This window comes from Ruegeria sp. BB9, from assembly GCF_056539345.1.
The window spans coordinates 1,284,288-1,306,030 of sequence record NZ_JBQFUU010000001.1; the positions used below are offsets into that span (position 1 = coordinate 1,284,288).

Sequence of the window (21,743 nt, forward strand, 5' to 3'; positions counted from 1 at the left end):
AGACCAGCTTGCCACAAACAAAAATTTTATCAATTGGTAAAATTTGCCAATTGGTCAAAAAAGCGAAAACCGGGCCGAATGACCCGGTTTTTTGGTGGCATTTGCCCTTTTTTCAGGCGAAACCGGCCTCAGACCATGCCGGACAGGTGACCTGACTTCATCCAGACGCGGGCGCCATCCGGTCCTGCCCGCAATTCAGTGCGCGTTCCGGGCGGCAGCCGCAGCCAATCCCATCGCGCGAATTCCTCGCCTTGTTCGGTGAAACCGCCTTCGATCACAAAGACCTCGGCCCCACCGTGTGCGTCAATCGGCACGACCTGACCGGACGGCCAACTGCGCATTTCGACCGTTTCGTGGTCGTCCTTGAACAGCGGCACATGGTCGGCACCGTTGATCGAGCGGCGCACGGTGGTGCGGTCACTCGGGTCGAATTGATGCAGTTTGACCAGGATCGTCGCGCCTTGGCTGGCCGATGGCGTATGCGACGAGGTCGGCGGGTTGCGGGCATAGCTCCCCACCGGGAAATCTCCGGTCTCGTCCTGAAACACGCCGTCCAAAACCAGGTATTCCTCGCCCCCGTCATGGGTGTGGGCGGCAAAGGCGCTGCCGGGCGCAAAGCGCACGATGGTCGTGGCGCGCGCCACCTCGTCGCCGATCCGGTCCAGCATCTTGCGCTCGACCCCTGCGGCGGGCGAGGCCACCCACTCGGTCTGGTCGAAGTGAACCGCCACCCGTTGGGTGAAATCCGCATTGATCCGCATGTCGCGCTCCTGTCTGGTCTTCTCCATCAACATGGGCGTGCCGGGCCGGATTTCAAACACGCGGCGTTAACGGTTTTGACGCAGGTTCAGCGATGCTGTAGGTCGAAACCAACGGCAAGGGGCGGGCAAGCGCCCCGAACGGAAGGCGCAGATGCAGGCAGACCGGCAGAAATTCAACATCCTGATCATCGGGCAGAACAACCGCCTGCAATACGAAGCCGTCCTGTTCGCCGCCTCGCTGCGCCATTGTTCGCCCGGGTTCTCGGGCCGCCTGTTCGTTGGCGTTCCGCAACCCGGCCCGCGCTGGAGCCAGGACCCGAGCATCCGCAACGAGGATGTTCTGAAGGCGCTGAAACAGCTCGATGCCGAGATCCTGCCCTTTTCGTCCGAGGTGTTCGGCCAAAGCTATCCCTACGGCAACAAGATCGAGGCGCTGGCCGCCCTGCCCGAGGGTGAGCCCTTCGTGTTCTTCGACACCGACACGTTGATCACCGGCGACCTGGCCGCGGTGCCGTTCGAATTCGACCGGCCCGGCGCGTCGCAGAAGGTCGAGGGCACCTGGCCCAAGCCAACCCTGTACGGGCCGGGGTTCGACGGCATCTGGCGGGCGCTCTATGACCGGTTCGGGCTGGATTTCCAAAGCTCGATCGACCCGACCCAACCGGCGGAATACTGGCGGCGGTATCTGTATTTCAATGCGGGCTATTTCTTTTACAAATGCCCCCGCCAATTCGGCGCACGGTTTCTGGACTATGCCCGCACCATCCGTGATGGAGAGATCCCAGCCCTGACCGGCCAGAACCTGGACCCCTGGCTGGACCAGGCGGCGCTGCCGCTGGTCATCCACGCGCTTGGCGGCGGGCGCGATGTTCTGCCCGAGGGCCTGCTGGATGGCTCGGTCAGTTGCCACTATCGCCTGTTTCCGCTGCTCTATGCGCGCGAAAGCGACCGGGTGGTCGAGGTGCTGGAAACCGTTGCCGCGCCCAACAAGGTCAAGAAGGTGCTCAAGAACTATGATCCGCTGAAACGGCTGGTCTATCAGGGCAAGGGCGCCAGGATCCGCGCCATGTTCGACCGGGACAACCTGCCCCAGCGCGAGCAGGCCATCCGCAAGGTCATCAAGAACAAGGGGCTGTGGCTGCGCTGACGCGGACATTGTGCCGGGCCCGGCAATCGCCTAGAGATTCTGCAACGCTTATACCCAACAGGAGAGTGACGGATGTCCGACGGCCCCACCTATGGTTTTGATACGCTGCAAATTCACGCGGGCGCCCGCCCCGATCCGGCGACCGGCGCGCGCCAGACCCCGATCTATCAGACCACTGCCTATGTGTTCCGCGATGCCGATCACGCGGCCGCTTTGTTCAACCTGCAAGAGGTCGGCTATATCTACTCGCGCCTGACCAACCCCACGGTGGCAGTTCTGCAAGAGCGGGTGGCGACGCTGGAAGGTGGCGTTGGCGCGGTGTGCTGCTCTTCGGGGCACGCGGCGCAGATCATGGCGCTGTTCCCGCTGATGGGGCCGGGCTGCAACGTGGTCGCCTCGACCCGGCTGTATGGCGGGACGGTCACGCAGTTCAGCCAGACCATCAAACGCTTTGGCTGGACGGCCAAATTCGTCGATACCGATGATCTGGATGCGGTTAAGGCCGCCATCGACGACGACACCCGCGCGGTGTTCTGCGAGTCCATCGCCAATCCGGGCGGTTACGTCACCGATATCCGCGCGCTGGCCGATGTGGCCGACGCCGCCGGCATTCCGCTGATCGTCGACAACACCTCGGCCACGCCCTATCTGTGCCGCCCGATCGAGCATGGCGCCACGCTGGTCGTGCATTCGACCACCAAGTACTTGACCGGCAACGGCACGGTCACCGGCGGCTGCATCGTGGATTCGGGCAAGTTCGACTGGTCCGCCAATGACAAGTTCCCCTCGCTCAGCGCGCCGGAGCCTGCCTATCACGGCCTGAAGTTCCACGAAACCTTCGGCCCGCTGGCCTTCACCTTCCACGGTATCGCCGTTGGCCTGCGCGACCTGGGCATGACGATGAACCCGCAGGCAGCGCATTATACGCTGATGGGGATCGAGACGCTCAGCCTGCGCATGCAGCGCCATGTCGAAAACGCCGAAAAGATCGCCGCCTGGCTCGAAAAAGACGACCGCGTGGAGTATGTGACCTATGCGGGCTTGCCCTCGTCGCCCTATCACGACCGGGTCAAGAAGCATTACCGCAGAGGCGCCGGGGCCCTGTTCACCTTTGCGGTCAAGGGCGGTTATGACGCCTGCGTCAAGCTGGTGAACGCGCTGGAAATCTTCAGCCACGTCGCCAACCTGGGCGATGCGCGGTCGCTGATCATCCATTCGGCCTCGACCACGCACCGGCAGTTGACGCCCGAACAGCAAGAGGCTGCCGGCGCTGGGCCGAACGTGGTGCGGGTCTCGATCGGGATCGAGGATGCCGACGACCTGATCGCCGATCTCGAACAGGCGCTGTCCAAGGCTTGCGCCTAGGCCGAAATGCCAGGGCACCGGATCAACGCGTTGGGGCAGCCCGTGGGCCTGCCGGTTGTGGGGAAGTTCCCGCGCCCGGCCCCACCGCGCGCGCCCATGCAGGGGCGGTTCTGCTGCGTGGTGCCCTTGGATGTGAATGCGCATGCGCCCGGCCTGTTTCGAGCGTTTGCCGCCGATACCGACGGGCGCAATTGGACCTACCTGCCCTACGGCCCGTTCGACTCGCTTGCCGAGTTCGCCGCTTGGCTGGCCCAAACCTGCACGTCGGACGATCCGCTGTTCCACACGGTTCTGGACCGGGGCGGGCAGCCCGTCGGGATGGCATCCTATCTGCGTATCGACCGCAATGCCGGGGCGATCGAGGTGGGGCACATCCATTTCTCTCCGCTGATGCAGCGTACTCCGGTCGCGACCGAGACGATGTTCCTGATGATGTGCCGCGTGTTCGACGAGTTGAGCTATCGCCGGTACGAATGGAAATGCGATGCGCTGAATGCCCCGTCGCGCCAAGCCGCCGAACGGTTGGGTTTTGTCTTCGAAGGCGAATTTCGGCAGGCCACCCATTACAAGGGCCGCAACCGCGACACGGCGTGGTTTTCGATCGTCGACACGGACTGGCCACGCATCCGGCAAGCGTTCGAAACCTGGCTGTCACCCGAGAATTTCGATGCCACGGGCCAACAGCGGAATCCGCTGATGGCCCGCAGCGAAAGCTGACGTCACTCGGAAATGTCAAATTCCATCAACACGGTGACCGAAACCGAAACCTCGCCACCGGCGACAGGTACCCCGCCCGAATCGGCCATGGCCATCTCGCGCATCTGGGGCATTGGGCGAATGCCCCCGTCCTGTTCGTTGATCGACACGACTGAACCCAAGGTTACACCTGCGGCCTGAGCCAATTGTTCGGCCTTGGCCCCAGCATCGGCGACGGCTTGAGCGCGCGCCTTCGCTTCAAGTGGCTTTGGATCCTGAATCGTGAAGGTCAAACCACCAAAATCATTCGCGCCATCCTGAATGACCGCATCCATGATCTGCCCCAGATCATCCAGATTTCTGACCCGCACGAACACACGGTTCGACGCAACGAAGCCCGTGATTCTCGGTGCTTCGCCATCCGCGTTGCCCCGTCCGGACCAGACCGGGGACAGGGACAGATCGCGGGTCTGCAGGTCGCGCGATTCGATCCCCACCTCACTCAGGCGGCTCAGGACGGTGGCAACCGCGTCCGAGGTCGCCTGCATTGCTGCCGAAGCCTGCGCGTCTTGATTTGTCACCCCCACCGTGATGGTTGCCATATCCGGCGCGGCCTCGGCCGTGCCGGTTCCGTAAACCTGGATGCGACGTTCTTCCGCATGGGCGGCCACAGCAACTGTCGCCGCCAATACCGCCGCCAAAAAAGAAAATGTCTTCAATGTGATCTCTCCTGTTTTCTGAGATCAAAGATGGGTTGGCAAGCCTTCGCCGGACAAGGGGAGATTTTGCCTTTTCCTTTCCCTCGGCGGGTTCCTGCTTTAATCTCGGTGCGCGGACGCAAGGGCGTTTGCTTTGGTTCAGACAATTACGGCACCCTTGAATAATGAAACCCGCTTTTGCGCTGTCTCTTTCTGATAACGGGATCACTCTGCTGCACTATTCGGATAACGAATGGTTTGGCATCGGGACCGTATCACTAGACGCGCCGGACTTTTCCGAACAGCTGAACGAGCTTCGCGGTCGAGGTTTCGCCCTGGCGAATGACCTGAGCTGTACGGTCGTGATTCCTCCGGACCACGTGCGCTACCTCACGGTCACCAGCCCAGACGACTCCGACGTGACGCAGGTGGTCGAGGCGGAATTGGCTCAGGCCACGGGCTGCGAGATTGCCGAGTTGATGTATGACCTCCGTGCGAACGGGTCGGATCTTCTGGTAGCTGCCGTGGCGAAAGAGACGATAGAAGAGGCCCGAGCTTTTGCCAGTCGCTACGGATTCGTGCCCGTTCGGTTCGCTGCAACACTTGGCCCCGATGCGCCCTGGACCGGCACCGGAGAGTTCGAGTTCGCCGAGCGCGCGACATGCGTCACACCGCCGCCCGAGCCCCAGGCCGAGGAGATAGCTGTTGTCCCGCCGGCCCAAGACGCAGAACCCGTGCCTCAGGCTTCGCAGGCATCGGACCCCGATCCGGCCCCCTCGCCTCAGGCGCATCCGATTGCTGAACCGGCTCAGCCGGACGTATTCGTTTCGCTCATTGAAGCGACTGAAACCGCCTCACAGAATCCTGCGGCATCAGATTCCGGCATACCGGTTCGCTACATTGGTGCCGCTGCGGCGGGCGCTGTCGTGCTGGCCGTTGTCGCATTGATCTGGTCGGGTTCAGACGAAACCGGCAGCCCGGTGGCGACTGCGCCGATCGTCGAAACGGCACCTGCGCCAGTTTCTATCGCCGCCCCGCCGCTGACCGAGACCGACGCTGAAGGACTTGCAGAAGTCGCTCCTGAGCCCGAGGGCACGCCCGACCCCGAGGCATTGGCCGACGAAGACCTGACGTTTGAAGCCAGCACACCCCTGGTCGAGCCGGAGACACCCACACCCCCCGAATTGACGCCGACGGATCAGGCAATTCTGGAAGCATTGAATGTTGCGCCCTCGCCCGTTGAGCACGTCGAACGCGATCCGGAAAGTGTCGAGGATTTCGAAGAAGCCTCTGGCCTGGCGATCACCGCGCCCGATCCGCTGCCGCTGCCAGATCCCGAGGTGCCCGAGGACGTATACCTGTCGTCCGTTGATCACGCGGCGCTGTCGCAGGATGCTGTGGCGCTTCCTGCCGAAGAGAGCTTTGATACCGACGAGCCGGTGGCTACGGTTGGTCTGCCCAATGCCGCGGGCAGCCGTTTCGAGCTGGATGACCGCGGCCTTGTCACTCCGACACCTGAGGGGACATTGAACCCCGACGGCATCCTTGTGTTCCTCGGCCGCCCGTCGTCGGTTCCCCCCCAGGTGCCGGTCAGGTTCGAAACCGACCCAACCGCCACAGACGACGACACACGGCTGGCCGGCCTTCGCCCACGCCTGCGCCCGGAAACGCTGGTAGAGAACTTTGAGCGTGGGCAGTTGGGCGGCCGGACGGTGGACGAGCTGGCGGTCATTCGCCCGAAATCCAGGCCGGCGTCTATCCAAGAACGCGCGGCGGTGGACCGCACGCCCACCGCATTGGCCGTGGTGCGCGTCCCTCGCCCCCGCGTTCGTCCGTCGACCGTGGCCGCTCTGGCGGCCCGAAAAGCAACAACCGGCTCGGCCACTCTGGGGTCGACAGCGGCAGTAGCAAAGGCGGATGACGATGAAGCGGGATCGTTCAAACCCACAACCGTCGCCCCCAAGATACCCAGCCGGGCCTCGGTGGCGCGCCAGGCCACGATTGACAATGCATTGAACCTGCGGCGTCTGAACCTGATCGGCGTTTACGGTACTCCCGCCAATCGGCGTGCCTTGGTCCGACTACCGAGCGGTCGTTACAAGAAGCTGAAGGTAGGAGATCGGATTGACGGCGGCAAAGTCGTCGCGATCGGCGACAGCGAGCTTCGTTATCAGAAAGGCGGCCGCAACGTCACGTTGAAGATGCCGCGCGGATAAAATTCGCCGCGTTTCGGAAAATGGAACCCGGCAGGCCGGGCTCCAAATTCTGGGTCTTCATCAGGCGGCAGAAATCTCTCCGGATTCAATTTGCTCACGCTCGATCGACTCGAACAGAGCCTTGAAATTGCCCTCGCCAAAGCCGTCATCACCCTTGCGCTGGATGAACTCGAAGAAAATCGGACCTATCACGGTTTTCGAGAAGATCTGCAGCAGGATCTTGGTCTCGCCGCCGTCCACCACGCCTTCACCGTCGATCAGGATGCCGTGCTTTTTCATGCGGTCCACCGGCTCGTCATGGCCCTTCACACGGTCGAAGGACATATCATAATAGGCATCGTTGGGACCGGGCATGAACTTCAGACCGCGTTCGGCGATTGCATCGGTCGAGTCATAGATGTTCTCGCTGCCGACGGCGATGTGCTGGATGCCTTCGCCTTTGTACTTCTTCAGGTAGGATACGATTTGACCGGTCTCACCTCGGTCTTCGTTGATCGGAATCCGGATACGGCCGCAGGGCGAAGTCAATGCACGGCTGAGCAAGCCGGTATATTTGCCCTGGATGTCAAAGAAGCGGATTTCGCGGAAGTTGAACAGATCGCCGTAGAACTTGAACCACTTGTCCATGTTGCCCTTGAAGACATTGTGTGTCAGGTGATCGAGGTAGTAGAAGCCGACGCCGCGCGGCTTGGACTGCTTCAGCCACTCGAATTCCTGATTGTAGGGCGAGGTTTCGTAATACTGGTCGATGAAATAGATCAGCGACCCGCCGATGCCCTTGATCGCGGGCACGTTCATGGTCTTGTCGGCCGCATCATAGGGTTCGGCCCCCTTCGACACCGCATGGTCATAGGCCTTTTGCGCATCCACGACACGCCAGCCCATCGACGGGGCACAGGGCCCGTGTTCTTCCACGAATTTCGCGGCAAAGCTGTCGGGGTCCGCGTTCAGGATGTAGGTCACATCGCCCTGCTGCCACAGCTCGATCAGCGGTTTGCTCTTGTGATGAGCGACCTTTTCGAAACCCATCTTGGCGAACAGGTCGCGCAGTTCCTGCGGTTCGGGATGCGCGAATTCGACAAATTCAAACCCATCGGTGCCGGCGGGGTTCTCGGCGCTGATCACGGATTTCGGGGCGTTGTGCGGGAAAGGGCCCATGGCTTGTCCTCTTGAAACAGGAAATTCTTTGCTGATTCAAGAATACGCCTTTTTCAGCGCTGTTTTTGCGCATTCTTTTCATGTAAACTACACAAGTCTGCGAAATTTCCGCACCAGAACCCGAAAAACGTGAGAATCTCCGCACATGCTGGACGCAACCGATACTCGCCTTCTGGCCGCGCTGCAAAAAGACGCGCACCTGACCGCGCATCAGTTGGGCGAGATGCTGAACCTGTCACCCAGTCAGGCCGGGCGCCGCCGTCAGCGGCTGGAGGCCGAGGGCTATATCACCGGCTACGCGGCGCGGCTTGACCCGCGCAAACTTGGGCTGCAGGTTCAGGGATTCGTTCAGGTTCACCTCGGCACCCACGGCCCCGAACAATCATCCAGTTTTGCGCGCATGGTGGAAACCCGCCCGGAAATCACCAGCGCCTGGACGATGACTGGCGAGGCAGACTATCTGCTCCATGTCTATTGCGAGGATCTTTCCGCGCTCAACACCTTGCTTCACGAGGTGATACTGCCCCATCCTGCGGTGGCACGGGTGCAAAGCCAGATCGTGATGGACCAGCTGAAACGCGACGCTCCGCTGCCGACCTGACGGCAAGGAAAGGAAGAAGATGAACGAGTTCCTGTACCAGGCTTCGATCTATCTGGCAGCCGCCGTGATCGCCGTCCCCCTGTCGGCGCGACTTGGGCTAGGGTCTGTCCTCGGATATCTTGCCGCCGGCATCGCCATCGGTCCGATCCTTGGGCTCGTGGGCGCGGAAACCAAAGACTTGCAGCATGTCGCGGAATTTGGCGTCGTCATGATGCTGTTCCTGATCGGGCTCGAGCTGGAACCCCGCGCACTTTGGGATATGCGGCACCGGTTGTTGGGGCTTGGTGGACTGCAGATCTCGCTCTCTACGGTCGTGATTGCAGCAGTTACCTTCTACACGGGTCAACCATGGTCAGTTGCCTTGGCCGTGGGGCTGACACTGTCCCTGTCATCAACCGCCATCGTGCTGCAGACGCTGTCGGAAAAGGGCTTGATGCGCACAAACGGCGGGCGATCCACGTTCTCGGTCCTTCTGACTCAGGATATCGCCGTGATTCCGATCCTGGCGTTTCTGCCACTGCTGGCCATGCCGGCCAGCATCTTCATCGAGGATGACGGATCAATCACGCGCGGCGGCGACGGGCACGGCGACGCGCACCATACGTTGTCATTGGTCGATGGCCTGCCCGGATGGGCGGTGACGCTGGTGACATTGGGTGCGATCGCATTCGTGATCGTGGTAGGCGTCTACCTGACCCGTCCCTTGTTCCGGTTCATCCACACCACCCGCCTGCGCGAGATGTACACGGCGTTGGCCCTGATGATCGTAGTAGGGATCTCGTTCCTGATGACGCTGGTGGGCCTGTCCCCGGCGTTGGGCGCCTTCCTCGCTGGCGTCGTCCTGGCCAGTTCCGAGTTCCGGCACGAGATGGAAAGCGACCTTGAGCCGTTCAAGGGATTGCTGCTGGGCCTGTTCTTCATCACGGTCGGGGCCGGGATCGACGTCGGGTACTTTTTCAACGACCCGTTCGACCTGATCGGACTGGCCCTGCTGGTGATCCTGGTCAAGGGCCTGATCCTGTATGCCGTTGGTCGTGCATTCAAGTTGCGCGGCCGCGACCATTGGCTGTTCACGCTGGGTTTGGCTCAGGCGGGTGAGTTCGGCTTCGTGCTGCTGGCCTTTTCGACCAAGCAGAATGTCATTCCCCCGGCCCTGTCGCAGAAGCTGTTGATGATCATTGCCCTGACCATGCTGATCACACCGCTTCTGTTCATCATCTATGACTACCTTTCGCGCCACATCCGCGACAACTCACCCGAGGTTGAACCCGAGGAAATAGACGAAAAAGGTCCCGTCATCATTGCGGGAATTGGGCGGTTCGGACAGATCGTCAACCGGCTCGTGCGCGCCAGCGGGTTCAAGACGGTGGTGTTGGACCACAATATCGAAACGATCCAACTGATGCGTCGGTTCGGCGTCAAAGGCTTCTTGGGGGATCCGACGCGTCCCGAATTGCTGCGGGCTGCGGGCCTTGAAAAGGCTTCCGTTTTGGTGGCCGCGATGGACAACCGCAAGGAAGTGACCCGATTGGTCGGCTACGCCCGCCGGCAGCGCCCCGACCTTCACATCGTCGCCCGCGCGCATGACCGGACCCATGTGTACGAGCTGTATCAGGCCGGCGCTGATGACATCGTGCGTGAGCTGTTCGACAGCTCTCTGCGGGCCGGGCGTTATGTGCTGGAGAACATTGGTTTGAGCGAATACGAGGCCGCGCAAGCACAGCAGACCTTCTATCACCACGATCGGCAGGCAATTCGCGAATTGGCTGAACTCTGGGTTCCCGGCATGCCGACGGCCGAGAACAAAAAGTACATCGAACGCGCGCGCGAGTTGGAGAAGGACCTCGAGACCGCCCTGCTGGAACTGGCCGAAAAGAACGAAAAGAAGTCAGCCTGACCCGGGGATATCCCGGGTCAGCCGAGCTCAACCGTCCGACACACCGGCTTCGGCAAAGGTGGCCATACCCGAATGGCAAGCGACGGCGCTTTTCAGGATATTGATGGCCAGCGCGGCCCCCGACCCTTCGCCCAGCCGCAGCGCGAGGCTCAGCAAGGGCGCTTTGTCCAGCTTGGTCAGCATTGCCGCGTGCGCACCTTCCGCACTCTGGTGGCCAGCAACGGCATGGTCCAGCGCTCCCGGCGCCAGACGATCGAGGCAAGCCGCAGCCGAGGTGCAGATGAACCCATCCAGAATGACCGGGATGCGCAGAATTCGGGCGGCTGCAATGGCCCCTGCCATGGCCGCGATCTCGCGCCCTCCCAAACACCGCAGGATCTCAAGCCCGTCGTCAGATGCTCCGTGCAGAGCAACACCTTCGGCAACGACGCGCGTCTTGTTGGCAAGGCCCGCATCGTCCACACCGGTTCCACGCCCGGTCCAATCAGCGGCTTCTCCGCCGAATAACGCGCAGGCGATGGCCGCTGCAGGGGTGGTGTTGCCAATACCCATTTCGCCAACGACAAGAAGGTCTGCGGTGGGGTCAACGGCGTTCCAGCCGGTCTGCAGAGCGGTCAGAAGCTCGTCCTCGGACATTGCCGGGGCCTTTGTGAAGTCGGCCGTCGGCCGATCCAGGTCCAGCGCGTGTACCGTCATCTTGGCCCCAGCCGCTTTGGCCAATTGGTTGATGGCCGCGCCTCCGTGCTCGAAATTCATGACCATCTGAACCGTAACCTCGGGCGGAAAGGCCGAGACCCCCTGCGCCGTCACGCCGTGATTGCCGGCAAATACAATCACCTGAGGCGCCTCGATCCGCGGCCGGGCATCCCCACGCCAAGCGGCATACCAGATCGACAGATCCTCGAGCCGGCCCAACGCACCCGGCGGCTTGGTCAGCTGTCCGTTGCGGTCGGCAGCCCCTTGCCTTGCAGCCTCATCCGGCCCCGGAGCCTTGCGCAGGGCGTCGCGGAAGGTATTCAGATCATTGAGTTCAGGCAGCATTCAAAGCCTCGTTGCATCGGAGTGGTCCTGCGTGTTTAACCGAAGCAGGCAAAGCAACAACCCCTCGAAAGGCGCGCAAGTGCACAAAAACGACACTCGAACCTTTTCGCCATGGGACGTGCCGCTGGTTCTGGTTCTTTTGACGCGGCTGCCATTGCCCGTGCTGCCCAAATCGCTCTTCGAGCGACAGTCCAAAGCCGCTTGGGCCTATCCTGCGGCCGGGCTGGTTGTTGGCGGCTTGGGCTGTGCCGTAGGCCGGTCTGCGATGGCCGTGGGCCTTTCCGGGACAGTCAGCGCAGTCCTTGCTGTCGCCGTTCTGATCGCAGCGACCGGCGCCATGCACGAGGACGGGCTGGCCGACACCGCGGACGGGCTGTGGGGCGGATATACACCCGAACGCAGACTCGAGATCATGAAGGACAGCCATATCGGCACCTACGGAGTGTTGGCCTTGTTGGTCATTCAACTGCTCAGGATCTCGGCGGTCACAACACTACTGGCGGCAGGAAGTCCGGCCGGAATACTGGCGGCGACTGTGTTTTCCCGTGCCCTAATGCCACCATTGATGGCGGGCCTACCGAACGCCCGCGGCAGCGGGCTGAGCCATAGCGTCGGCGCTCCTCCGCCTTTGTCGGTTGCAGCCGGTTTTGGGCTGGCTTTCGTTTTCTCTCTGGCTCTTCTGGGCTGGACCGCCCTTCTGCCCGTCGCCTGTGCGGTAACTGCAACCGTGGGTCTGGCAATCATAGCCAAAACCAAGATTGGCGGTCAGACCGGTGATATCCTGGGGGCATCGCAACAGCTGTCGGAGGTTGCTTTCCTGCTGGCCGTTTCCGCCCTGCTCTAGCCGACACCGCCGGTTTTGATCCGCAGTGTCTCACCGCAATGTTTGCAGTGTACGGCATCCGGGTCGTGCCGAAACAGGCCGCAGTTGGGACATTTGTGGCGTACTTTCTGTGGCATGAAAATGGCCTGAGCCAGCCGCACGAACAGCGCCACACCAACCACCATTATGAACACGGAAAACAGCTTGCCGCCCGGAGAGTTCAGTGTGATGTCGCCGAAACCCGTCGTGGTCAGTGTCGCCATCGTGAAATACAGCGCATCGATATACGGGTTCTGGCTATCCTGGGGGATATAGAAAACCAGTACGGCGGTGGATGTTGCGAAAATGAACACCAACAGGTTCACGGCCGCGATGACCGCATCCTCGTGGGTTCGGAAAAACTCACTGTCGCGACGCAAATCATGCAACAGGTGATAGGAATGGATCAGTCTCAGCGCGCGCAGAATCCGCAGGAACGCAAGGCTGCCGGTCAGGAAAGGGTCAAGGATCAGCGAGGCGATCACGACCAGATCCGCAAGCGTGTAGATTTTGAACAGCAGCTTCTTGCGGTCTTTCGCAATCCACATCCGAGCCGAGAAATCCAGGAGTATGATCAGCCCCACCGCCCAGCTGACTGCAATCAATCCTGGGCCGTGCGGAATGTTCGCTGTCGCCACGAAAAACACGATCGAGGCAAGGTCGAACAGGATCAGACAGTACCGGAACCAGACCGAAACCGCCCCTCTGCCGATATAGAGTGCCTTGACCGTCTGCTTCATGACTGACCCGTACACGGTTCCAATGACTGGGAAATTAGCTGGAAAGGCGGCGCGAACCAAGCGATCGGGCATGAAAAAGGCCGCTCTGAAACCAGAGCGGCCCTTTGGTGTTGCTTCAAAGCCCGATCAGGCCGCGCGCGAGGTCAGGACTTCGTCCACTTGCTTGGCCGCTGCGATTTCGTCCGAACCGGACACGGCCGCAACTTCGCGCGTCAGACGCTCAAGCGCGGCTTCATAGAGCTGACGCTCGGAATAGCTCTGCTCGCGCTGGTCGTCGGTGCGGTGCAGGTCACGCACCACCTCGGCGATCGAGATCAGGTCACCCGAGTTGATTTTCTGTTCGTATTCCTGCGCTCGACGCGACCACATCGCACGTTTTACCTTGGCTTTGCCCTTCAGCGTCTTCATCGCCTGGCTGATCACATCGGGCGAGCTGAGCGAGCGCAGACCGGATTCAGTGATCTTGTTGGTCGGCACCCGCAGGGTCATCTTGTCTTTCTCGAATGAGATGACGAACAGCTCGAGCGAGTATCCAGCGACTTCCTGTTCTTCAATCGATATAATTTGCCCGACCCCATGTGCAGGGTAGACAACATAGTCGTTCGGACGGAACTCAAGCTTCTTCGACTTTGTCATGCACGTGTTTCCTTGGTTGCAGAGCGGGAAAAAAGCGACAAAAAACCTAACCGGGGTCACCCGCGACCCCTGTCAGGCTGATTACATGTCAAAAACTCAGAACTCCAAAGTGAGCATACTTACGGAGTCGTCCCCATCTCGATCATCATTTGCCATAAGAGTATATCACAAAATTAAGACACCTGAAAGCGGACGAGGTCTTCGGCTCGAAATTTGTGATGGTTTTCAGCACATTAAGGCAAAAAACTTACGGCTGTCTTTCGGGCTTTGCGACCCGAATCGCTCAGCCGCCTTCGCCCGGTGCCTCGGAGAAGTATTTCTCCATCTTGCCCTCTTCCCCGTCGCGCTCCTCGGCGCCCGGAAGCGGGTCTTTCTTGGTTACGATAACCGGCCATTGTTCGGCGTATTTGCGGTTGAATTCGACCCACTGCTCCATTCCCGGCTCGGTATCGGGGCGAATGGCATCCGCCGGGCACTCCGGCTCGCACACGCCGCAGTCGATGCATTCATCCGGATGGATGACCAGGGTATTTTCACCTTCATAGAAACAATCCACCGGGCATACCTCGACGCAGTCGGTGTATTTGCAGGCGATACAGTTCTCGGTGACAACGTAGGTCATGGTCCAATTCCCGTCAGAGGTTTGGGCGACTAGCTAATTCAGTCTGCCCCCATCTTCAAGAGAAGATCAGCCCTTGGGGGTGCGAGAAAGATCAAGCGCGCGCCGATCCTTCTTGGTCGGACGACCTTTTCCTTCGAAACCCGGATTTTGTGGCGGATTATCCTTCTCTTCGGTCAAATCCGTGTACAGCGTCCGCGCCTCGGTCGCCGGGCCGCGTCGCGCGCCCAGGATTTCGACCTGAACCACGCGAATAACCCGCCCCTGAGCGAAAGTCAGAACGTCACCGGGCCCGACGGTTTGCGCCGGCTTCTGGGCCCGGTCACCGTTGATGCGCACATGCCCGCCGCTGACCTGTTTGGCGGCCAGGCTGCGGGTCTTGAAAAACCGCGCATGCCACAGCCACTTGTCGATCCGCAGCTTGGCCGGTGCGTCGGCCATCAGCGATCAGTTGCCGTCCTTCAGACCCATCAGCGCAGCGGCAAACGGGTTGTCGGGATCAATCGCCTTTTCCTTTTTGGGCGGCCGGGACGAGAAGGTCTTGGCCCCTTGCGGTTTGCCGCCCTTCTTGCCCTGCGGCTTGCCGCGACCATCCCGAGGCTTCCCGCCCGGTTTGCTCCGACCCTGCCGTTGGTCACCACGTGGCCCCCGGTTGGCCTGACGGCCCCAGGTAAAGGTGTAGAACACCTCGACTTCGGGTTCGTCCGATGCAGGGTCTGCGGCCGTGGCCTCGGCTTCAGCCTCGGTGCTGTCGGTAGCCTCGGTTGGCGCCTCGGCGGCGACGGCCACATCCGACTGCGCCTCTGCTTCGGCGGTCTCGGTCGGAGCTTCGGCGGTTGCTGCCGGTCGTTGCTCGGTCGGCTGAGCCGGCTTGATCTTGGTCCGTTCACCGCGCTCGGCCTTGTATCCCAGCCCCTGCATCAGGTCGGCGAACTGTTCCAGCGTCATGCCGGTGATCGACAACATGTCCGCCTTGGCTTCGAAACCGCCCCGGCTGTCTTCGGCGCGCAGCATGTCGGCCAGACGCTCCAACATGTCGATACGGATCGAACGCTCGCCCGCATTGCGGTAGCCGCACATGGTGTCATAGCCCTCAGGCGCGCCCTTGGCGACGGGCACCGTCACCAAGCCCGGCGGCGGCGCTTCGGGAAACTCCTGAAGTCCATTTGCCAGGGCCCACAACACCAGACGCAGGCGCGTCGGGGCAGGCTTCAGCAGCAGCGGCATGAAGATGGTGAACTGGCCGAACCGGATGCCGTGCTTGCGCAGCGCGCCACGGGCGTCCTGGTCCAGATCCTTGACCTCTTGTGCGACTCCGGCACGCGGCAGGATGCCCAACGCCTCGACCATGCGGAAGGCAAATCCCTTGGCCAGCCCGGTCAGTTCTTCGTCGCGCGACAGGTTCAGCAGGGGCTCGAACAGCGCCGCGATCTTGCGGTCGATGAAGTGTTGCAGGCGGCGCTGCACCTTCTGCACAACTTCCGGCCCTGCGGCCTCGTCCACGAACACTTCGACCATCGGTTTGAGCGGTTCGGCCCCGGCAACCAGCTTGCCGACGGCATATTCGCCCCACATCAGGCCACCCTGATCGGTAAAATCAATTTCGGTATCGGGCGCATTGTAGAAGCGATCAGCACGCAGATGGAATTGCGGCGCGAGTGCTTGCAGTGAGGCCGATTTGAGCGCTTTCGCCTCGGTTCCCTGCGCGCTTTTGTCCGGGATGAACCGGAACCCTTCCAAACGACCGACGAATTCGCCTTCGACGGTCACTTCACCCTTGTCATTCACTTCGGCCAAAAGGGCCTCCTTCTGTTTGAGCCGGCGCAGCAGAACAGATGTACGCCGGTCCACAAATCTTTGCGTCAGACGTTCATGCAAAGCGTCTGACACCCTGTCTTCTACAGCGCGGGTTTCCGCGCGCCAATGGGAATCGTCGCGCACCCAGCCGTTTCGTTGCGCAACATATGTCCACGTGCGAATATATGCCAACCTTTTGGACAGTGCATCAATATCGCCGTCGGTTCTGTCGATCCGGCGGATCTGGCGCGCCAGAAAATCCTCGGGGATCGTGCCGCGTTCGTGCAGATGTCCGAAGATCGATTCGAGCAGGCTGGCATGCTCCGAATGGCTGATGCCCCGAAAATCGGGGATTCGACAGACATCCCACAACAGGCGGATCGACGGACCATCGCTGGCACGGGCCGCAACCTCGGGCACCTGGGCCAGCGACTTCAGCGCGTTCAGGTCGTCGGCGGGCCGGGCTTTGACCAAATGCTCGTTGTCCGGGCTGGCCTCGAGCGAGTCGATCAGCGCATCGACCGAGCCGAACCGCAAGGCGGCATTCCGCCAGTTCAGCTTTTTCATCGGCGTGAACCGGCTGTCCATGATGGCCTGCGCCACGCCTTCGTCCAGCGGCGGTGCTTCACCCGTCACGCCGAAGGTACCATCCGACATGCCGCGCCCGGCGCGGCCGGCGATCTGGGCCAGTTCGTTCGGGGCCAGCGGCCGCATGCGCCGGCCATCGAATTTGGACAGGGACGAAAACGCCACGTGGTTCACATCCAGGTTCAGACCCATACCGATGGCATCGGTGGCGACCAGATAGTCGACCTCGCCATTCTGGTACAGCTCGACCTGCGCATTCCGCGTGCGCGGGCTGAGCGCGCCCATGACCACGGCCGCCCCACCCTTTTGCCGCCGCAGAAGCTCGGCAATGGCATAGACGTTCTCGACCGAGAACCCGACGATCGCGCTGCGCGGCGGCATACGGCTGATCTTCCTGGATCCGGTGTAGACCAGTTGCGACATCCGCTCGCGCCGAGCAAACTGCGCCTGCGGCACCAGCGCCGCGATCGGGCCGCGCATCGTGTCGGCACCCAGAAAAAGTGTCTCGTGCGTCCCACGCATCCGCAGCAGCCGGTCGGTAAAGACATGACCGCGCTCGGGATCGGCGCACAGCTGGATTTCGTCGATGGCTACGAAATCGGTGCCCATCCCCTCGGGCATCGCCTCGACCGTGCAGACCCAGTATTGCGTGCGCGGCGGAACGATGCGTTCCTCGCCCGTTACCAGAGCCACCACTGAGGGGCCGCGGATGGCGACGATCTTGTCATAGACCTCGCGCGCAAGCAGCCGCAGCGGCAGGCCGATGACACCGGTCCGGTGCCCCAGCATGCGTTCGATGGCATAGTGGGTTTTGCCTGTGTTGGTCGGGCCAAGTACGGCCACGATTCGGGATGCCCCGTTCACCTTTGCCCCCTGCCCGGACCTTAGAGCGCCTTGCCCGCGATCTGCGGTTTCAGCCGATTCACGGCATTGGTTACTTCTTCGTGATGGGGATGTATAGCCAGCGCGCGGGAATATGCGTCATAGGCCTGTTCGGGCTGACCCAGCACCTCAAAGATCAGGCCAAGCCCGTAGATAGCTTCGTAATTGTTCGGGTTCAACGCAAGCGCGTGTTCAAGATCGGCGGCCGCCATGCCGAACCGCTCCAGCCCAAAAAACACAGAGGCGCGCACATGCCAACCTTCCGCGAAATCGGGCGCATGGTCCGTCAGTGCCGTCAAATGATCCAACGCGGCTTCGACATTGCCCTCGTCCAGTGCTTCGCGTCCGCGCTCAAGCAGCAGATCAGCCGAGGCAGACCCTGATTGCGACCACAGCGACTGAAGTTGCCGATCCAGACCGGCTGCCTGCTCGGGCGACGCTTCGGCAAGCTGCCGCAGCAGCTCGGCTTCGTCCCGCAAATCGGCCTGTTGCGCAATCCCAGTGGTGGAATACATGACTAGGAGGGCAAATGCCGCAACGGTACCTTTGAGATTGTTGATTGCAATGCTCATAACAATGATCAGTGTAGCGTTGCGACCGCGGATGTCCATTCACGGCGCACTAACAAATGAGGAAGACCATGAGCGACACTCTTGAAAAAGCGGCAGCCGCGCTGAACGAAAAACTGTCGGGCGGCGATTTCGATTCGTCGGCGAAATTCGCCATCGCCGACCTCGGCTCGATCGTGTTGGACGAAAATGGCGCGCGGGTCAGCGACGAGGACACCGAAGTCACCCTGAGCGCCGACGCGGACACGTTCGAGCAAATCCTCAGCGGTGAGTTGAACCCCACGGGTGCGTTCATGGCTGGCAAGCTGAGCGTCGACGGCGACATGGGTGTTGCCATGAAGCTTGCCTCGGTGCTGGCCTGATGGATCTGTCGCCGGCCCCGTTCTTTGAAGATGTGGCCGGCGGTCCCGCCGGCGGCGCCGCGCATTGGTTGACCACAAGCGACGGCACACGCATTCGCGTGGGCCACTGGCGCCCCGAAGGTGCGGCGACCGGGACGGTAATGATCTTTCCCGGCCGCACGGAACATATTGAAAAATATGGCAATGCAGCGGGTGAGTTCGTACAACGCGGCTTTGCTGTACTGGCCGTGGATTGGCGCGGACAGGGTCTGGCTGACAGGTTGCTTGAAGATCCGCGCGTTGGCCATGTGGACAAGTTTACCGACTATCAGCAGGACGTGCGCGAAACGCTGAAACTGGCCGAGCAGCTTGGCCTGCCGAAACCCTGGCACGTAATCGGCCATTCGATGGGCGGCGCGATCGGGATGCGCGCTGTTCTGGAAACCGGCCTGTTTGCCTCTTGTGCCTTCACCGGCCCGATGTGGGGCATTTTCTTCACCCCACTCATGAAACCTCTCAGCCGTCTGACCGCCTATTGGGGCCCGCGGATCGGGCTTGGCGAAAAGACGCCTCCGACCACGTCACTGGAAAGCTATGTTCTGATCCAACCTTTCGAGGGCAACGCACTGACTCGCGACCCCGGAATGTACCGGATGATGCAGGATCAGTTGACCGCGCATCCCGAACTGGCCCTGGGCGCGCCGTCGACCATCTGGCTACGCGAGGCACTGGACGAGTGCGCCTGGCTGATGGCGCAGACCGCGCCCGACATTCCTTGTCTGACCTATCTTGGCAGCCACGAGCAGATCGTGGACCGCAAGGCGATCCGGGCGCGCATGGCGAACTGGCCCAGCGGCCGATTGGTCGAGATCCCCGGCGGCGAACACGAGGTGATGATGGAACCACCCGAGGTCCGCGGCCCCGTGTTCGAGGAGATGGCCGCGCATTTCTCGGCCGCCGCCAACGGGCAGACACCCGAACTTGCGATGACGCGCTGACACCTCGGCTGCTTGTGATCCGCGCGCCCTGCGCCTAGATGTGATCCAACGCAGACAATCGAGGTGTTCCATGCACGAGCTTCCCTTCCCCGTCCGAGACGCAAATGCCGGTGGCGGCGCCGACAACCTTGGCAACCTGCCGGAATGGAACCTGGACGATCTGTACAAGGGACAGGACGCGCCGGAACTGACCCGAGATCTTGAGTGGCTGGAGCAGGAATGCGCGGCATTTGCCGCCGATTACGAAGGCAAGCTGGCCGATCTAGACGCGCAGGGCCTGCTGACCTGTGTCCAGCGCAACGAAAAGATCAACGCCGTCGCCGGGCGCATCATGTCTTTTGCCGGGCTGCGCTATTACCAGCTGACCACGGATGCCGAGCGCGCCAAGTTCCTGTCGGACATGCAGGAAAAAGTCACGCTTTTCACCACGCCGCTGGTGTTCTTCACGCTCGAGATCAACCGCATCGACGATGACGTGCTGGCCGCTCATTTTAAGACCAACGCGGACCTGGCCCGGTACGAGCCCGTCTTCCGCCGCATCCGCGCGATGAAGCCCTATCAACTGTCGGACGAACTGGAGAAATTCCTGCATGATCTGGGGGTGGTCGGCGACGCGTGGGAACGGCTGTTCGACGAAACCATCGCCGGGCTGACCTTTACCGTGAACGGCGAAGAGCTGAACATCGAGGGCACCCTGAACCTGCTGACCGAACAGGACCGGTCCAAGCGCGAGGCCGCGGCCCGCGAACTGGCCCGCGTGTTCCAAGACAACGTCAAAACCTTTGCCCGCGTCCACAACACGCAGGCCAAGGAAAAGGAAATCATCGACCGCTGGCGCAAGATGCCGACCCCGCAGACCGCGCGGCACCTGGCGAACGATGTCGAACCCGAAGTGGTCGAAGCCCTGCGCGAGGCGGTGGTGGCCGCCTATCCCAAGCTCAGCCACCGGTATTACGAGCTCAAGCGCAAATGGTTGGGTCTGGATGTGATGCAGGTCTGGGACCGCAACGCGCCGCTGCCGATGGAAGACACCCGCACCGTGTCGTGGGAGGACGCCGAGAAGACCGTGATGGAGGCTTATGCCGCTTTCGATCCCCGCATGGCCGAGATTGCAGCACCGTTCTTTTCGAAAGGCTGGATCGACGCGGCGGTGAAACCGGGCAAGGCTCCGGGCGCCTTTGCGCACCCCACCGTGACCGATGTGCATCCTTACGTGATGCTCAACTATCTGGGCAAACCGCGCGACGTGATGACGTTGGCGCACGAGTTGGGCCACGGCGTGCATCAGGTGCTGGCCGCCGGTCAGGGCGAGATGCTGTCCTCGACCCCCCTGACGCTGGCTGAAACCGCCAGCGTCTTCGGCGAGATGCTGACCTTCCGCAAGATGCTGGATCAGGCCGAAACGCCCGAGCAACGCAAAGTTCTGCTGGCCGGCAAGGTCGAGGACATGATCAACACGGTGATCCGCCAGATCGCCTTCTACGACTTTGAATGCAAGCTGCACGCCGCCCGCCGCGAGGGCGAACTGACGCCGGACGACATCAACGCCCTGTGGATGAGCGTTCAGGCCGAAAGCCTTGGCCCGGCGTTTGAATTCATGGAAGGGTACGAGACCTTTTGGGCCTATATCCCGCACTTTGTTCATTCGCCCTTCTATGTCTACGCCTATGCATTCGGCGACGGATTGGTGAACGCGCTGTACTCGGTCTATGAAAGCGGCGCAGACGGGTTCGAGGAAAAGTACTTCGAGATGCTCCGCGCGGGCGGCTCCAAGCACCACAAAGAGCTTTTGGCCCCGTTCGGGCTGGATGCCAGCGACCCGAAATTCTGGGATAAGGGTCTGTCGATGATCTCGGGGATGATCGACGAACTGGAGGCCCTGGAGGGGTGACAGACCCAACCGACAAGGGGCGCTGGCGGGCCATCAAGGACCGCCTGCGCCCTGTTCTCGCCCGGATCCGCCGCAATGTCCCGCGGGGGCTGCGGTTTGTCGTGGGTCTTTTGTTGATCGTCGCAGGCGTCTTCGGCTTCCTTCCTGTTCTGGGGTTTTGGATGATCCCCTTGGGCATCATGGTTGCCGCCATGGACGTCAACCTGCTGCGGCGCTGGTGGCGCCGCCGATAACCCCGTT

The 21,743-nt window shown here is 61.5% G+C and carries 21 protein-coding genes; 11 read left to right on the plus strand and 10 right to left on the minus strand.

Annotated elements, in window-relative coordinates; all coding sequences use genetic code 11:
- Positions 1-128 precede the first annotated feature (128 nt).
- On the minus strand, positions 129-761 hold the full coding sequence (locus tag ACR0FC_RS06435) for a cupin domain-containing protein (protein WP_170339075.1): 633 nt from the start codon (positions 759-761) through the stop codon (positions 129-131).
- A 151-nt stretch (positions 762-912) separates the two neighbouring features.
- Between ACR0FC_RS06435 and ACR0FC_RS06440 the strand changes: the two genes are divergently transcribed.
- From ACR0FC_RS06440 to ACR0FC_RS06450, 3 genes are all read left to right on the plus strand, one after another.
- Positions 913-1,908 carry a hypothetical protein gene (locus tag ACR0FC_RS06440; RefSeq protein WP_170339077.1) on the plus strand — a complete coding sequence of 332 codons (996 nt, stop codon included), beginning with the start codon at positions 913-915 and terminating at the stop codon, positions 1,906-1,908.
- Between the two features lie 72 nt (positions 1,909-1,980).
- Positions 1,981-3,273, plus strand: coding sequence for an O-acetylhomoserine aminocarboxypropyltransferase/cysteine synthase family protein (locus ACR0FC_RS06445; RefSeq protein WP_170339078.1), 1,293 nt, complete (start codon positions 1,981-1,983; stop codon positions 3,271-3,273).
- Between the two features lie 6 nt (positions 3,274-3,279).
- Complete coding sequence (locus ACR0FC_RS06450) at positions 3,280-3,990, plus strand: GNAT family N-acetyltransferase (protein ID WP_170339081.1); 711 nt, start codon at positions 3,280-3,282, stop codon at positions 3,988-3,990.
- 2 nt (positions 3,991-3,992) lie between these two features.
- On the opposite strand, the gene ACR0FC_RS06455 is transcribed toward ACR0FC_RS06450, so the two are convergent.
- Positions 3,993-4,688: an SIMPL domain-containing protein gene (locus tag ACR0FC_RS06455; RefSeq protein WP_170339083.1), complete on the minus strand. Its 696-nt coding sequence runs from the start codon at positions 4,686-4,688 to the stop codon at positions 3,993-3,995.
- A 164-nt stretch (positions 4,689-4,852) separates the two neighbouring features.
- Here ACR0FC_RS06455 and ACR0FC_RS06460 point away from each other — a divergent pair, with 164 nt between their 5' ends.
- Positions 4,853-6,883 carry a hypothetical protein gene (locus tag ACR0FC_RS06460; protein WP_170339084.1) on the plus strand — a complete coding sequence of 677 codons (2,031 nt, stop codon included), beginning with the start codon at positions 4,853-4,855 and terminating at the stop codon, positions 6,881-6,883.
- Between the two features lie 60 nt (positions 6,884-6,943).
- Here the strand turns inward: ACR0FC_RS06460 and hppD are convergent, their stop codons facing one another.
- Positions 6,944-8,041 (minus strand): 4-hydroxyphenylpyruvate dioxygenase, encoded by a 1,098-nt coding sequence (gene hppD / locus ACR0FC_RS06465; RefSeq protein WP_170339086.1) that lies wholly within the window; start codon positions 8,039-8,041, stop codon positions 6,944-6,946.
- Positions 8,042-8,186: 145 nt separating this feature from the next.
- Between hppD and ACR0FC_RS06470 the strand changes: the two genes are divergently transcribed.
- Both ACR0FC_RS06470 and ACR0FC_RS06475 read left to right on the plus strand, forming a co-directional pair.
- On the plus strand, positions 8,187-8,642 hold the full coding sequence (locus ACR0FC_RS06470; protein ID WP_093961793.1) for an Lrp/AsnC family transcriptional regulator: 456 nt from the start codon (positions 8,187-8,189) through the stop codon (positions 8,640-8,642).
- A gap of 19 nt (positions 8,643-8,661) precedes the next feature.
- The gene (locus tag ACR0FC_RS06475) at positions 8,662-10,539 is read left to right on the plus strand and encodes a monovalent cation:proton antiporter-2 (CPA2) family protein (RefSeq protein ID WP_170339088.1); all 1,878 of its coding nucleotides are present in this window, start codon (positions 8,662-8,664) and stop codon (positions 10,537-10,539) included.
- A gap of 27 nt (positions 10,540-10,566) precedes the next feature.
- Here the strand turns inward: ACR0FC_RS06475 and cobT are convergent, their stop codons facing one another.
- On the minus strand, positions 10,567-11,580 hold the full coding sequence (gene cobT / locus ACR0FC_RS06480; protein ID WP_170339090.1) for a nicotinate-nucleotide--dimethylbenzimidazole phosphoribosyltransferase: 1,014 nt from the start codon (positions 11,578-11,580) through the stop codon (positions 10,567-10,569).
- Positions 11,581-11,659: 79 nt separating this feature from the next.
- On the opposite strand from cobT, the gene cobS reads away from it, so the two are divergent.
- Positions 11,660-12,424, plus strand: coding sequence for an adenosylcobinamide-GDP ribazoletransferase (cobS, locus tag ACR0FC_RS06485; RefSeq protein WP_170339092.1), 765 nt, complete (start codon positions 11,660-11,662; stop codon positions 12,422-12,424).
- Here the strand turns inward: cobS and ACR0FC_RS06490 are convergent.
- The 6 genes from ACR0FC_RS06490 to ACR0FC_RS06515 form a co-directional block, all read right to left on the minus strand.
- Positions 12,421-13,182 (minus strand): ion channel, encoded by a 762-nt coding sequence (locus ACR0FC_RS06490; protein WP_170339094.1) that lies wholly within the window; start codon positions 13,180-13,182, stop codon positions 12,421-12,423. The genes cobS and ACR0FC_RS06490 overlap by 4 nt on opposite strands.
- Positions 13,183-13,308: 126 nt before the next feature.
- Entirely contained in the window at positions 13,309-13,818 is a 510-nt protein-coding gene (locus ACR0FC_RS06495; RefSeq protein ID WP_093961789.1) for a CarD family transcriptional regulator, read from the minus strand.
- 283 nt (positions 13,819-14,101) lie between these two features.
- Positions 14,102-14,440: a ferredoxin FdxA gene (fdxA, locus tag ACR0FC_RS06500; protein ID WP_093961788.1), complete on the minus strand. Its 339-nt coding sequence runs from the start codon at positions 14,438-14,440 to the stop codon at positions 14,102-14,104.
- A 66-nt stretch (positions 14,441-14,506) separates the two neighbouring features.
- The gene (locus ACR0FC_RS06505; protein WP_170339096.1) at positions 14,507-14,878 is read right to left on the minus strand and encodes an RNA-binding S4 domain-containing protein; all 372 of its coding nucleotides are present in this window, start codon (positions 14,876-14,878) and stop codon (positions 14,507-14,509) included.
- 6 nt (positions 14,879-14,884) lie between these two features.
- Complete coding sequence (locus tag ACR0FC_RS06510) at positions 14,885-17,686, minus strand: helicase-related protein (protein WP_170339098.1); 2,802 nt, start codon at positions 17,684-17,686, stop codon at positions 14,885-14,887.
- Positions 17,687-17,706: 20 nt separating this feature from the next.
- Positions 17,707-18,276 (minus strand): tetratricopeptide repeat protein, encoded by a 570-nt coding sequence (locus ACR0FC_RS06515; protein WP_254428893.1) that lies wholly within the window; start codon positions 18,274-18,276, stop codon positions 17,707-17,709.
- A gap of 68 nt (positions 18,277-18,344) precedes the next feature.
- On the opposite strand from ACR0FC_RS06515, the gene ACR0FC_RS06520 reads away from it, so the two are divergent.
- The 4 genes from ACR0FC_RS06520 (at position 18,345) to ACR0FC_RS06535 (ending at position 21,736) form a co-directional block, all read left to right on the plus strand.
- On the plus strand, positions 18,345-18,635 hold the full coding sequence (locus ACR0FC_RS06520) for an SCP2 sterol-binding domain-containing protein (RefSeq protein ID WP_170339100.1): 291 nt from the start codon (positions 18,345-18,347) through the stop codon (positions 18,633-18,635).
- Positions 18,635-19,612, plus strand: coding sequence for an alpha/beta fold hydrolase (locus ACR0FC_RS06525; RefSeq protein WP_170339102.1), 978 nt, complete (start codon positions 18,635-18,637; stop codon positions 19,610-19,612). Before ACR0FC_RS06520 ends, ACR0FC_RS06525 begins: the two co-directional genes overlap by 1 nt.
- A 70-nt stretch (positions 19,613-19,682) precedes the next feature.
- Positions 19,683-21,503 carry a M3 family oligoendopeptidase gene (locus ACR0FC_RS06530; protein WP_170339103.1) on the plus strand — a complete coding sequence of 607 codons (1,821 nt, stop codon included), beginning with the start codon at positions 19,683-19,685 and terminating at the stop codon, positions 21,501-21,503.
- Positions 21,500-21,736, plus strand: a complete 237-nt coding sequence (locus ACR0FC_RS06535) for a hypothetical protein (RefSeq protein WP_170339106.1) — start codon at positions 21,500-21,502, stop codon at positions 21,734-21,736. The genes ACR0FC_RS06530 and ACR0FC_RS06535 overlap by 4 nt, the downstream gene beginning before the upstream one ends.
- Positions 21,737-21,743 lie beyond the last annotated feature (7 nt).